The sequence below is a fragment of the Clostridium isatidis genome (genome assembly GCF_002285495.1).
Lineage (GTDB): Bacteria > Bacillota > Clostridia > Clostridiales > Clostridiaceae > Clostridium > Clostridium isatidis.
On sequence record NZ_CP016786.1, the window covers coordinates 841082 to 853907 of the forward strand.

Sequence of the window (12826 nt, forward strand, 5' to 3'; positions counted from 1 at the left end):
AAGTACAGAAGATGATTAAAAAAGAATTATTATTAAACACCTTTAGTGAAGAAGATATTAATTTAGCTATTAAAGTTTATGAAAAATATAAACTAGCATACGAAAAAGGAATACCTGTTTATGTAAATGAGTTTATACCGCCGAGTATTTGGTATTTCTTTTTAGAAAATTCTAAGAAGTCAGAAGTTATGGTAGAAACTTCTGGTGTTTTTGAAGAGGCAGAAAGAAGAATAATATTTTTTAACAATTTTTATGATTCCTCATATCCTATTAAAGTTTTAGAAATTAGGAATAAATCTAATTTTTCAAAATTAGAACATAAGGATTACTTAGGAGCAGTACTTTCTTTAGGAATAGAGAGAAGTAAATTGGGGGATGTTGTAAATCTTGAAAATGCTGCTTATTTTCCTGTTTTAGAGGAAATAAGCGAATACATAATTAATAATCTATCTATTATTGGAAGATCACCAGTAGAGATAAAAGAAATAAAAGATTTTAATATTTTGCCAGAAATAAGATTTGAAGAAACTATAATAAATTTAGCTTCTATGAGATTAGATAATATTGTTTCAAAATTAGCTAATATATCGAGGGCTAAAGCTTCTCAAATTATTGATAATGGTAAAGTATTGATAAATTATGCAAGAGCAAAAGATAAAAGTCAGGAAATTAAAAAAAATGATAGAATTACTATAAGAGGAATAGGAAAATTTGCAATAGGAGATTTAGTAGGAACTACTAGAAGTGCTAAAGTAAAGGTTATTATAAAAAAATATAAATAGAGGTGATATTATGAAGCTTACTCCTATGGATATAAGTAATAAAGAGTTTAAAAAAGGCTTTAGAGGTTATGATATTGAAGAAGTTGATGAATTTATTAATGAAATAATAGAAAATTATGAAAGTCTTTATAAAGAGAATTCAAGATTAAAAGAAAATTTAGCTAGGGTAAATGAAAAATTAGAACATTATATAAAAATAGAAAATACAATTCAAAATACTTTATTACTAGCACAAAACGCTGCGGAACAAGCGAGAGAAAATGCTCAAAAAGAGTCAGACTTAATAATTAAAAATGCAAATGAAACTGCCAAGAAAATTTTAGATAAAGCTCATAATGATGTGGTGCAAATTAATGATGAATATGAAAAAGTAAAACAAGAATTTATTAAATTTAGAGCAAAGTTTAGAAATTTTATGAATGCACAAACAGAAACTTTTGATGAATTAGAAAAAGATTTAATAAAAAATTATAACGTTTTAGAACCACTAGAGGAAGAAAACTATAGTAATGAAATAGAGTTAACAAATAAAAATATAGAAGAAGCAGAAGAAATTTATACTGAAGATATGAATGATATAAAAAGCTTTTTCGTTAAAAACTAGTATAAAAAATCCCTTATTAGGGATTTTTTATTGCATTATTGATGTAATTATCTTATTATATTATATTATGTTGAGTAATAAATAATGGAGTTATATTATGGAAGAATTTACTATAAAAATAGAAAATGAAAGAGATGCCGGGACTAGAATTGATAAATTCTTGGCTTCTATTATGGAAGGAAAATCAAGATCATTTATTCAAGGATTAATAGATTCAAACTCTATATTTGTAAATGGAAAAGAAATAAAAAGCAATTATAAATTAAAATTTAATGATGAAATAACAGGTATAATAGAAGATACTATAGATTATGAAGTTAAGCCAGAAAAAATTGATTTAGATATAATCTATGAAGATAAGGATATAATTGTTGTAAATAAGCCTCAAGGGATGGTGGTTCATCCTGCACCTGGTAATTATAATGGAACTTTAGTGAATGGGCTTCTTTATCATTGTAAAGATTTATCAAAAATTAATGGTGAAATAAGACCGGGTATTGTACATAGAATTGATAAAAATACTTCAGGAATTTTAGTTGTAGCTAAAAATGATGAAGCCCATAAAAATTTAGCACAGCAATTCAAGGAACATTCAATTAAGAGGGAATATTATGCACTAGTTGAAGGAAAGTTTAGTAATAATGAAGGAACAATTGATAAACCTGTTGGTAGAAATAAAAAGGATAGGTTAAAGATGGGCGTTATAGAAGATGGAAAACGAGCCGTTACTCATTATGTTGTTTTGGAACAATACAATAATAATCTATCGTTAATAAAGTGTATGTTAGAGACAGGTAGAACCCATCAAATTAGAGTTCATATGGCTTCAATAAATCATCCTTTAGTTGGGGATACTGTGTATGGAAGTAAAAAACAAAAATATAAATTACAGGGGCAAGTTCTTCATGCTAAAACTTTAGGCTTTATTCATCCAATTAGTAAAGAATATATGGAATTTACTTCTGATTTGCCAGATTATTTTAAAAAATTATTAGAGAATTTAAGAAAATAAATAGGGGTGTGATTTATGAAATTAAAAGCAAATTTATTAGATGACAAGGCTATAAAAAGAACATTAATAAGAATATCTCATGAAATTATTGAAAAAAATAAAGGGACTGACAATTTAGTATTAATAGGAATAAAAAGAAGGGGTTATCCATTAGCACAAAGAATTGCAAATAATATTGAGAACTTTGAAGGAGTAAAGGTACCTGTAGGAGCTGTTGATATTACTTTGTACAGAGATGATATAACTGAAATAATAGGAGAACCTATGTTAAATAATGAAAATTTGGGTGTAGATGTTGTGGGTAAAAAGGTTGTATTAGTTGATGATGTTCTTTATACAGGAAGAACAGTAAGAGCTGCAATTGATGCGATTATGGATGTAGGAAGACCACAACAAATTCAATTAGCTGTTCTTATAGATAGAGGACATAAAGAACTTCCAATAAGGGCAGACTATGTAGGAAAGAATATTCCAACATCCAAAAGTGAAATTGTAGCAGTTGAAATTGAAGAAATAGACAAGGTGGAAGCTGTTAAAATTTACGAAGGAAAATAGAGGAGAGAATATGGATTATAAGTTAATAGCAACAACAACCTTTGGATTAGAAGGTATTACAGCTAAAGAATTAAAAGCATTGGGTTATGAAAATTTAAGAACTGAAAATGGTAAGGTACATTTTGAAGGTGATGAAATGGATATTGCTATTGCTAATATTCATTTAAGAACAGCTGACAGAATATTAATTAATATGGGAGAATTTAACGCCTTCTCCTTTGAAGAACTTTACCAAGGAACTAAGAAAATAAATTGGAGTGATATTATACCTAAAGATGGTATTATGCATGTTAATGGTAAGTCCGTAAAATCTACTCTTTATAGTGTACCTGACTGCCAATCAATTGTAAAAAAAGCTATTGTAGATAGTATGAGTGCTTCTTATGGATTAAAAAAATTTGAGGAAGACGGTCCTTTATATAAAATTGAAGTATCTATATTAAAAGATAAAGTAACTTTAACAATTGATACATCTGGACCAGGCCTTCATAAGAGAGGGTATAGAGAAGAAGCAGGAATAGCACCTTTAAAAGAAACTTTAGCTGCCGCAATGGTTTTAATCTCTAGATGGAAAGAAGATTTTACTCTAATTGATCCATTTTGTGGTTCTGGAACAATTCTTATTGAAGCCGCAATGATAATGCAAAATATTGCACCAGGACTTTGTAGAACTTTTACATGCGAAACATGGCCAACTTTCGATGAAGATATATTTGAGCAAGTTAGGGAAGGGGCTGAGAGGGCTATAAAAAATAAGGATATTAAGTTATTAGGTTATGACATTGATGGTAGAGTTTTAAAAGTTGCTAGAAGTAATGCCGAAAAAGCCGGAGTTGCCCAATATATTGATTTTCATAGAAGAAATTTTATGGACTTTTCTAGTAGTGAAAAATATGCTTTCATTATTTCAAATCCTCCTTATGGAGAGAGGCTTGGAGATAAAAAAGAAGTAGAGGAATTATATAAAAGGTTTGGTGAATATAAAGATAAATATAAAAATTGGGATTTCAATATTTTAACTTCTTTTGAAGGATTTGAGAAGCCATTTGGAAGAAAGGCTTCCAAAAATAGAAAATTGTATAATGGAAAACTAAAATGTTATTATTATCAATACTTTGATAATGAGCATATAAAAAATGAAGGAGATATGCTTATTAATCATATATAATTAATTGATATTAATACTTAATAATTACTAACTAAAAATATAGTTTTGTTATGATAAATATAAAAAATAAAAACTGCTGGAGTTTTCCAGCAGTTTTTTTGTAATAAAATATTTAATTATTATCTATTATTTCTTGGTTGCAGCTAATTATTCTGTTACCTTCAAATTTAAAATTATTAAAGTCTTGTGGTCTAACTATAATGGATGAATTTGTGTAGTAAATAACCATACCAGGTTTTGCCCCATTTGGTTTTTTTAAATTTTTAACTTTAGTATAGTCTATTTCAATTTTTGACGAATCTCTTCCCTTACTATAGTAAGCTGCTATAATAGCAGCTTCTTTTAAAGAAAGGTCGGAGGGAGTTTCGGTACACAAGATAACATGAGAACCAGGAATATTTTTTGTATGCAGCCAAATATGATTTTTATTAGCAAATTTTAGGCTTAAATACTCATTTTGAATATTATTTTTACCTACATAAATCTCTATTCCTTCTGAAGAAATAAAGTGCATTGCTCTAGAAGATTTTTCATTCTTAGCATTTTTATTAGCACCTTTTGATTTTAGATATCCAGTTTCAATTAATTCTTTTTTAATTTCATCTATTTCCTCATATGTATCACAATTATTAATATTTGTTAATACTGAAAGTAAATAATCAAGTTCTTCTTTATTTTTTTCTAACTGTTCTAAAGCAGATTCTTCAGATTTTTTTAATTTATTATATTTTTTATATAATTTTTGAATATTTTCTGAAGGACTTAAATTTTCATCTAATTCAATGGTAATATAATCATCAGTTTTTTCGCTAAAAAAGTTAAGCAAAGTAATTTCTTTCATTCCTTTATTAAGTATATATATATAAGAAGTTAATAAATCACCTTGAACTTTATACTTTTCTTTATTTTTGGCTTCAGCTAATATAGAATTTAGTTTTTTGTTTTTATTATTACATCTTTCAATATTTGTATTAATTAGTTTTTGTAGAGCTGTAGATCTACTTGAGAGTCTGTCTTGTTTATCTTTTATATAATAATATTCTTCGAGTAATTCAGATGGGCTATTAAATTTAATAATTTTATATTCAGAAATTTTTTCTGGAAATTCTATGCAATGAAAATCCTTATAAAGTCCCTTAGTTGAGTATATAGTAAAAACAAAGTTATTATTTAAATTTTCTATAAAATTTTTAAAGAAATTAAAAATAATCTCAAGATTTATGGTATTATTATCTTGTGACAATTTTTCATAAAGGGCTTTCGATAGAAATTTTCCAACACCAGTAAAAGCCTTTGAAAAAAAGTTTTCATCCAAGTTTATTTCTGAAGAAAAAGTTATAAATTCTTCTTTGTTGAAATTAAAAGGATTTAATTTATTAGAAATTGGAGGATATACGTATTCTATTCCAGGATGCAAAATTCTATAGCTATTTACATCTGAAGAAATGTGTTTTATACATTCCATAATTTTATTATCTCTTTCTCTAACAAGAGATATATTGCTATGTCTTCCCATAATTTCAATAATTAAAATATATTTACTAAAAAAACCTAAATCATCGGTATTTTCTATTTGAATCATCAGGATTCTATCTCCATTTATTTGAGAAATATCTGTTATTTTTCCACCTAATAGATATTTTCTCATAACCATTGTAAACATAGGAGCTTTAATTGGATTTGGCTTAATTATATTAGTTATATGTATTCTAGGAAATTTTGAAGAAGCAGAAATTAATAATCTAATATTTTTTCTGTCTTTGCGTAATGTTAAGATTACTTCATCTTTTTCAGGTTGATTTATTTTATCTATTTTAGCATCAATAATAGAAGCTTTTAATTCATTTACTATACTGTTTAAAAATATACCATCTAATGCCATGTATATCATCCTTTCTTTGGTAATAAAAATAGTATACATATAAAAAATAAATTTATCAATAATATAAAATTATATTGATTATGATATATAATTGAAAAGGCAGAATTTATTTACAATGGTAAAATTATATGATGTAAGAGGTGAAATAAAAATTAATAAATTACTAAAAAAGTCAATTAAGTATTTTTTAATAATTTCAAGTGTTTTTCTAATATCCTGTAATAATTCTAAGGAATTAATGGATAATCCTTTAAAAATGAATAGTGGATCTATAGTTAAAGAAAATTTGGGTAATTATGAGTTCTATGATTTAATTAATAATTCTTATAATAAGATTGAAAGTAATAATGTGCCATTATCCTATGATATAAAAAGCAATAATTATATTTTTAATGAAGAGGGAAAAATCAAAGTAAATTACTTTGGTAAGAAGGTAACTTTAGATAATGAAAAAGAAGTAATAACTCCCAAATTGTCATTGGGAGGAAATTACATATTATATTTTATAAGAGAAGATTTTTTAAAACCAGTAATTAAAGATCTATCTAATTCAAAATTTATAGAAATAAAGAGTAATGTAGCAATATCCGGTTATTTAGTAGATTGGTTAAATGAAGATACGATTATATACTATGGAATTGATAAAGAAAAAAATAATGGTCTCTTTATTTATAATATAAAAGAAAAAGAAGAAACTCTTCTTTATAAATTAGATATTGGATTTATAGAACTATTAAAAGTATCTAATAATAAAATTTCTTTTGTTCAAGTTAAAGAAAATCATGATAAAATATTAAAAGTACTTGATGAAGAAGGCAAAATAGAAAATGAAATAGGAAATGTTCTTGATATTAAAGACGTTGAAATAATAGATGATACTTTATATATTTTAGGAAAAATAGAAAATAATAATTATTCATTATATAAATATAAAAATAAAATTATAAAAAGATTGATTTATGATTTTCCTAAAATTATTAATTTAGATAAAGGGCTTTCTACAGATGGTAATGGAAATATACTCTTCATGGGAAGCGAAGAAAATTATAATTTAAACGGTATTTATCTATGTGAAGATGAAACTATTAGTATAATTAATAATATTGAAGGTAATTATTATTTTATAGAATTCAAATAAGAGTATTTATAATATAGATTATAAATATTCTTATTTTTTTATAAATTAATGTATATATTATACAAAAATGTAAATAATTATAATGGTGATGTTATGGTGAAGAATATTTTTGATATAAGAGATGTAAATTTAGACGTTGCAAGAAAAATTAATAAAAGTCGAGCAGAAAATAACAAATATCTACCAGTAGAAATCCAAAATAATAAATTAATATTGCTAGCTTCCAATAACAATATTAAGGATAATAAAGAATTAGAATTTTTATATTCTTCTAAGATTAAAGTTATATTAACAGAAGAGGACTATTTATTAAATCTAATAGAAGCTGTATTTTTAGGGCAGGAAGAAAATCTATTTGAAGAGATCCTTGGAAGAGCTATAAATCAGAATTCTTCTGATATACATTTTGAACCACAAAAGGAAGATGTATTAATAAGATTTAGAATAGATGGAATCTTACAACCAATATATAAATTAAATTATGAAGAATACAATAAATTAATTACAAAGGTAAAAGCAATGGGGAATATGGACATAACTGAAAAAAGGAGACCTCAGGATGGAAAATTGCATCAAAAGGTCCATGAAAAGAGCTATGATTTGAGATTATCGACTATACCAATACTATATGGAGAAAAATTAGTTATTAGAATTTTATATAGCGAGGTTTTTAATTATAATCTTGATTCATTAAATTTAAACTCAAAGCAAAAAGATAAATTAAATAAAATAATAAGTTTAAATAATGGACTTGTTATTATAAATGGTCCAACTGGAAGTGGAAAATCAAGTACCTTGTATTCAATATTAAAAGAAATAAATAAAAAAGAAATTAATATTACTACTTTAGAGGATCCTATAGAAGTAATAATAGAAGGGATAAATCAAATGAGTTTAAATAGAAAAGCAGGGGTAACCTTTTCAGCTGGACTTAGAAGTATTCTAAGACAAGATCCAGATGTAATAATGGTTGGTGAAATCAGAGATGAAGAAACGGCTAAAATGGCAGTTACTGCATCATTAACAGGACATAAGGTTTATTCTACAATTCATACTAAAACTCCTGGAGAAGTGTTTTATAGATTAGAGGATATGGGGGTAAAATCATATTTGATAAAGGATTCATTAGTTGGAATAATATCTCAAAGATTAATAAGAACTCTTTGTAGTCATTGTAAAGAAAAGGGAGAAAGATTTAGTTTAGAATGGGGCAGCTTTTATAATTATAGAAGTAATGGATGTACATTCTGTAATTTTACAGGATATAAGGGAAGAAAAGTTGTTAGCACAGTTGTGCTATTAGATAGAAATAATATAAATAAAGAAGAAGTTATTCATGAAATTGAGAATAAGGGTAATAATGAAATGATTGATAATTTAAAAGAACTATTAATTAAGGGTGAAATAACTATTAAGGATTATAATAATTTTATTATTGAAGAAGGATTGGGATATGAAAAAAATAAAATTACTTGCTAATAAGAGAGATAATAATAGTTTGGCGTTACTTGCAGGAAATATGGCTTCGTTATATGAAAGTGGTATTTCTTTTTTAATTATCATGGACTTATTAATAGAACTTCCTATAAAGAAAAATTATAAAGAAAGTCTTATTAAAATTAAGGAAGAGATTAAATCAGGAAGATCTTTAGAAGAGGCTTTTAGTAGCTATAAAGATTTATATCCTGAATTTTTTGTAGGAATGATATCAGTAGGCGAAAAAAGCGGAAATTTAATTAAAGTTTTAAGAGGAATTGAAAGATATTATAAAAAAATAAATTATATTAGGGAAACAATAATAAATGCTTTATCATATCCAATAATATTATTAATTTCTATCTTGATATTAGTATTAGTTAATTTTTATTATAGTTCCAAGTTTATATAGTTTCTTTATAGATTTAGATGCAGAAATACCATTTGTTTTTACAATTGCAAATAAATTAGCGAAGTTTGGAAAAGAAACTCCTATTTTATTAATTACCTATATTATCTTTTGGGGAATATTAATTCCTTATTTTGCAATAAGAAAATTTTTAGTTAAATATATAAAGAGAATTTTGACAAACTTTAAAGTTATTAAAGATTTTTATGAACTTATTTTCGTTTTGGTAGTAACTATTATTATTGAAAGTGGAGTGAGTTTGACTAAGGGACTATATTATACGGCAAATAGCTTTAAAAGCTTAATACTCAAAGAAAAACTAATAAATTTAAGCAAAAGTATAATGGAGGGAAAAAGCATTTCTGAAACTTTAGAAGATAGTAAAGAATATAGCAATTATACAATATCAATTATAAAATTAGGAGAAGAAAGTGGATCGGTTGAGGAAAGGCTAAATACTTTAACAGATTATTTAGAAAGTAAAGTAATAAAAAATATAAATAAATACCTAGCACTACTACAACCGGGGATAATTATTTTGATGGGAGGAATGATTATGATTTTTATTATAATTTTTGTTCTACCAATATTTGATTTGATTTCAGGAAGTGCTATTAGATGAAAAAAAGAGCTTTTACTTTAATTGAGGTCATTACTGTAATTGCAATATTATCAATAATCTCTAGCATTACTTGTATTGGGATAAATAATTATTATGAATTAAATAATAAATTAAATTTTGAAGCTACTGTTTCTGATGTAAGAAGATTGATAAGTTATGGGAAACAATATTGTAGAAGGTATAAAGTAATGGGAGATATTATTATAGATAAATATGGAAAATCAATAAAATTTAGAGTATCTGATATAAATCATGGCATAACAAAAGAAATAGAAATGGATAAGGATATTAAAATAACTAGTAAATTTAATAGTAATAATATAGAAGTAAATGAAGAAGGTTTTATAAAAACCTCTGGAACTATTAACATTCTATATAAAGATGAGTATAAAAAGGAAATTAAAATAGGAGTAGGAAATGACATAATTGGTGTAAAGGAAGGGGATTTAATAGATTGAAAAGGAAAAATAAAAAGGGCAGTGTATTAGTTGAGGCAATAATAAGTCTATCAATTTTATTATTAGCAGGAGTTCTATCAACAAATTTATTAAAATATATGCAAAATTCTTTTTTGATGAGAGAGGAAAGAGAAAGTGCCAATAGATTCGCTTATTCTATTGAAAATGAAATAAAATATAATCTAAAAATTGAGGATATACTCAATGAATTAGATAATAGGGACTGTTTAAAATATGAATTTTCTGAAGAGAACTTTAGAAAGTTATTAACTATGCCTTTATTTAGTTTAACTAAAGGTGAAGGAGTTGAAATTAAAATAAAAAACTCTAATGAAGATAATACAATATTATTGATTAATATTACTATAAAAGATAATAAGGGTGATACTATAAGTGAGAGGGAATTCACTAAAACAAATTGGATATAAAAAGAAGAAAAAGGGCTATACATTAATTGAGTTAATAATAGCTATTGCATTAGAATTAATAGTTTTAGGAGTATCGTACCAAATAATTTCAATAACATATAAGAGTTACAAATTTTATAATGAAAAATCCATTAGAAAGGATTCCTTTGATGACGCATTAATAACTATTGATAGATTGATAAAAGGTAAAATGATTGAAAATATTAATATTATAGATAATGATAGGGGCTTAACTAATGAAATTATTATTACTTATAGAGAAAAACATTCTGAAGATAAGGTTTATCAGAAGAAAATAAAGTTAGATAATTTTGATAATAAAATTGTACTTGAAACTTATAAAAATAATTTTAGAACAGGAATTAATGTAATTATGAGAGAGGTATCAGATTTTACCATAATAAAAAAGGGAAAATTATTTTATTTAATAATAGAAAACATATATGGAGAAGAGAGGATACAATGTTTATAAAGAAAAAGTCTAAAAAAGGATCTACATTATTACAAGCATCCATTGTTCTTATGATTGTTACTTTTATAGTTACTTTATCCTTAAAAGTAATATCAAATAATTTATTAAAGTCTAAATTATATTACACTTATGAAAATATTAATAGTTTAAATTATAAGGAAAGTGAATTCCTACAGTTATCTAATAAATTTATTAATTTAGATATATCCACATATGAAAGTTTAAAAAATGAAGCAATAAAACAATTAAAGGAAGTAAAAATTTATTCTAATGACAATTATAAGAATTATTCAATTATTCATGATGGCAGAAATTTATTTATGATAGAAATAAAAGGAAAGGGAAAAAGATATATAGGTCTTTATGAAATAATAGAGGAAGATAAAGTGTACTTAATACCAAATACTTATAAAACTGATTTTATACTATAGATAGGAGGAGGCATGGAAAGTATTATAGGAATTATTAAAGACAGATATATTTTTAAAGGAGAAGAATATAGTACATTAAATTTAAGAGATTTACTTGATAATCTTAATAAAAATAGAAAAATAATTATATTTGATGAGAATATATTAATTAAAAAATATAAATTTGAAGGAAAAAACTTAGAAAAATTTATTGATGACAAAATAAAAGATGAATTCTCAAATAGAGAAGAGTTATTATTTCATTATGAATATATAAAAAAAGAAAACATAGTTTTTTTATATTCTACTAAAAACATTTTATCTAAAGAATTATATAAGAATGTTAGAACCTTAGAAATTAATCCTATTCAATTTTGGATTAAGAATTATTTATGCAAAAATTATAAAATAAAAGATTATTTAGCTATTCTTAAATTTAATAATAATTATTATCTTATTGATGTGGCTCAAGGAATTGTTGTTAATTCCTTTTTATATAGTCATTTAGATGAATTAAAAAAGAAAATTAACGAAGATAATAAAAATAAAATTATTGTTATAGATTCTTTAGTTTCAGAATTAAAATTTAATAAAGATTTTATAGTCGGAAAGGCTGGAGAAGTATTATATGAAAAAATATATAAGAAATAAAAATTTTTTACCTTTAGATTATTTGGAAGAGATAAATGAGAGAGATGAGAGTGCAATAAAAAGACTATTAAATATTTTAATTTTGATTAATATATTTATTTTTCCTATAACATTAAGTTCCTTGAAAAAATATAAAACTGAGCCTGTTGTTGAAGTTATTTCTACAGTTGAAGAAGCTAAAAATAGGAAAAATATTTTGATTTTTATAGAAGAAATAGATAAAAATATTACAAAATTAGAAATTCAAAACGGTGTTGGAACTATAGAAACTAATAATATAGATAAAATTTATTTCATCGAAGAAGAGAATAAATTAAAAATTACGTCAATTTCTAAAAATAAAGACAAAAAATATATTTTAGGAGTAGAAATATGAAAAAAAGAAAAATTAATATAATTATCATATTGATGTTAACTTTCTTACAGATATTTTTACTAAGAAATAAGGATATCGAAAAGAAAAATTATACTTCTGAATGTATAATGGAGAAGAAAGCTGTTAAAAATATTAAGGATATGGATAGTGAATTAAGTTTAATAAAAAATTTAGAAATTATTAGTTATAGCAAAAGAGATGGAAAGTGGATTGGAAGATTAATTATTGAAGGTAGTAATAATGAAGTTTTAGAAGCTTTTAACAAATTAAAGGGATATAACATAAATAATTATAGTATTAAATATGAAGAAAATAAATTAACTTTAGATTTAGAAATTGAAAATATATAATACCATATTAATGAAGTTAATATAAATAATTGC

Annotated in this window: 17 protein-coding genes; 16 read left to right on the forward strand and 1 reads right to left on the reverse strand. The window is 24.3% G+C overall.

What is annotated here, in order from left to right:
* The first annotated feature begins 11 nt into the window (after nt 1-11).
* The 5 genes from BEN51_RS03985 to BEN51_RS04005 all read left to right on the forward strand — a co-directional run bounded on the left by BEN51_RS03985 (nt 12) and on the right by BEN51_RS04005 (nt 4121).
* The gene (locus BEN51_RS03985; protein WP_119864798.1) at nt 12-782 is read left to right on the forward strand and encodes a YlmH/Sll1252 family protein; all 771 of its coding nucleotides are present in this window, start codon (nt 12-14) and stop codon (nt 780-782) included.
* A gap of 10 nt (nt 783-792) precedes the next feature.
* On the forward strand, nt 793-1386 hold the full coding sequence (locus tag BEN51_RS03990) for a DivIVA domain-containing protein (RefSeq protein WP_119864799.1): 594 nt from the start codon (nt 793-795) through the stop codon (nt 1384-1386).
* 97 nt (nt 1387-1483) lie between these two features.
* The gene (locus BEN51_RS03995; RefSeq protein ID WP_119864800.1) at nt 1484-2398 is read left to right on the forward strand and encodes an RluA family pseudouridine synthase; all 915 of its coding nucleotides are present in this window, start codon (nt 1484-1486) and stop codon (nt 2396-2398) included.
* Nucleotides 2399-2413: 15 nt separating this feature from the next.
* Nucleotides 2414-2953 (forward strand): bifunctional pyr operon transcriptional regulator/uracil phosphoribosyltransferase PyrR, encoded by a 540-nt coding sequence (pyrR, locus tag BEN51_RS04000; RefSeq protein ID WP_119864801.1) that lies wholly within the window; start codon nt 2414-2416, stop codon nt 2951-2953.
* A gap of 10 nt (nt 2954-2963) precedes the next feature.
* A complete protein-coding gene (locus BEN51_RS04005; protein WP_119864802.1) occupies nt 2964-4121 on the forward strand; it encodes a THUMP domain-containing class I SAM-dependent RNA methyltransferase in 1158 nt (385 codons plus the stop codon).
* Nucleotides 4122-4233: 112 nt separating this feature from the next.
* Here the strand turns inward: BEN51_RS04005 and BEN51_RS04010 are convergent, their stop codons facing one another.
* Complete coding sequence (locus tag BEN51_RS04010) at nt 4234-6003, reverse strand: Rqc2 family fibronectin-binding protein (protein WP_119864803.1); 1770 nt, start codon at nt 6001-6003, stop codon at nt 4234-4236.
* 115 nt (nt 6004-6118) lie between these two features.
* On the opposite strand from BEN51_RS04010, the gene BEN51_RS04015 reads away from it, so the two are divergent.
* The 11 genes from BEN51_RS04015 (at nt 6119) to BEN51_RS04060 (ending at nt 12793) form a co-directional block, all read left to right on the forward strand.
* Nucleotides 6119-7141, forward strand: coding sequence for a hypothetical protein (locus BEN51_RS04015; RefSeq protein WP_236906253.1), 1023 nt, complete (start codon nt 6119-6121; stop codon nt 7139-7141).
* Nucleotides 7142-7234: 93 nt separating this feature from the next.
* Complete coding sequence (locus tag BEN51_RS04020; RefSeq protein ID WP_119864804.1) at nt 7235-8620, forward strand: GspE/PulE family protein; 1386 nt, start codon at nt 7235-7237, stop codon at nt 8618-8620.
* Entirely contained in the window at nt 8595-9029 is a 435-nt protein-coding gene (locus BEN51_RS13995) for a type II secretion system F family protein (RefSeq protein WP_236906254.1), read from the forward strand. Before BEN51_RS04020 ends, BEN51_RS13995 begins: the two co-directional genes overlap by 26 nt.
* A gap of 172 nt (nt 9030-9201) precedes the next feature.
* Complete coding sequence (locus BEN51_RS14000) at nt 9202-9648, forward strand: type II secretion system F family protein (RefSeq protein ID WP_236906255.1); 447 nt, start codon at nt 9202-9204, stop codon at nt 9646-9648.
* Nucleotides 9645-10106: a prepilin-type N-terminal cleavage/methylation domain-containing protein gene (locus BEN51_RS04030; protein ID WP_119864805.1), complete on the forward strand. Its 462-nt coding sequence runs from the start codon at nt 9645-9647 to the stop codon at nt 10104-10106. The genes BEN51_RS14000 and BEN51_RS04030 overlap by 4 nt, the downstream gene beginning before the upstream one ends.
* Nucleotides 10103-10534, forward strand: coding sequence for a hypothetical protein (locus BEN51_RS04035; protein WP_119864806.1), 432 nt, complete (start codon nt 10103-10105; stop codon nt 10532-10534). The genes BEN51_RS04030 and BEN51_RS04035 overlap by 4 nt, the downstream gene beginning before the upstream one ends.
* Nucleotides 10500-11006: a prepilin-type N-terminal cleavage/methylation domain-containing protein gene (locus BEN51_RS04040; RefSeq protein ID WP_207652798.1), complete on the forward strand. Its 507-nt coding sequence runs from the start codon at nt 10500-10502 to the stop codon at nt 11004-11006. The genes BEN51_RS04035 and BEN51_RS04040 overlap by 35 nt, the downstream gene beginning before the upstream one ends.
* Nucleotides 10997-11437, forward strand: coding sequence for a hypothetical protein (locus BEN51_RS04045; protein ID WP_119864807.1), 441 nt, complete (start codon nt 10997-10999; stop codon nt 11435-11437). The genes BEN51_RS04040 and BEN51_RS04045 overlap by 10 nt, the downstream gene beginning before the upstream one ends.
* A 12-nt stretch (nt 11438-11449) precedes the next feature.
* Complete coding sequence (locus BEN51_RS04050) at nt 11450-12067, forward strand: hypothetical protein (RefSeq protein ID WP_119864808.1); 618 nt, start codon at nt 11450-11452, stop codon at nt 12065-12067.
* Nucleotides 12045-12443 (forward strand): hypothetical protein, encoded by a 399-nt coding sequence (locus BEN51_RS04055; RefSeq protein ID WP_119864809.1) that lies wholly within the window; start codon nt 12045-12047, stop codon nt 12441-12443. The genes BEN51_RS04050 and BEN51_RS04055 overlap by 23 nt, the downstream gene beginning before the upstream one ends.
* A complete protein-coding gene (locus BEN51_RS04060) occupies nt 12440-12793 on the forward strand; it encodes a hypothetical protein (RefSeq protein ID WP_119864810.1) in 354 nt (117 codons plus the stop codon). Before BEN51_RS04055 ends, BEN51_RS04060 begins: the two co-directional genes overlap by 4 nt.
* Nucleotides 12794-12826 lie beyond the last annotated feature (33 nt).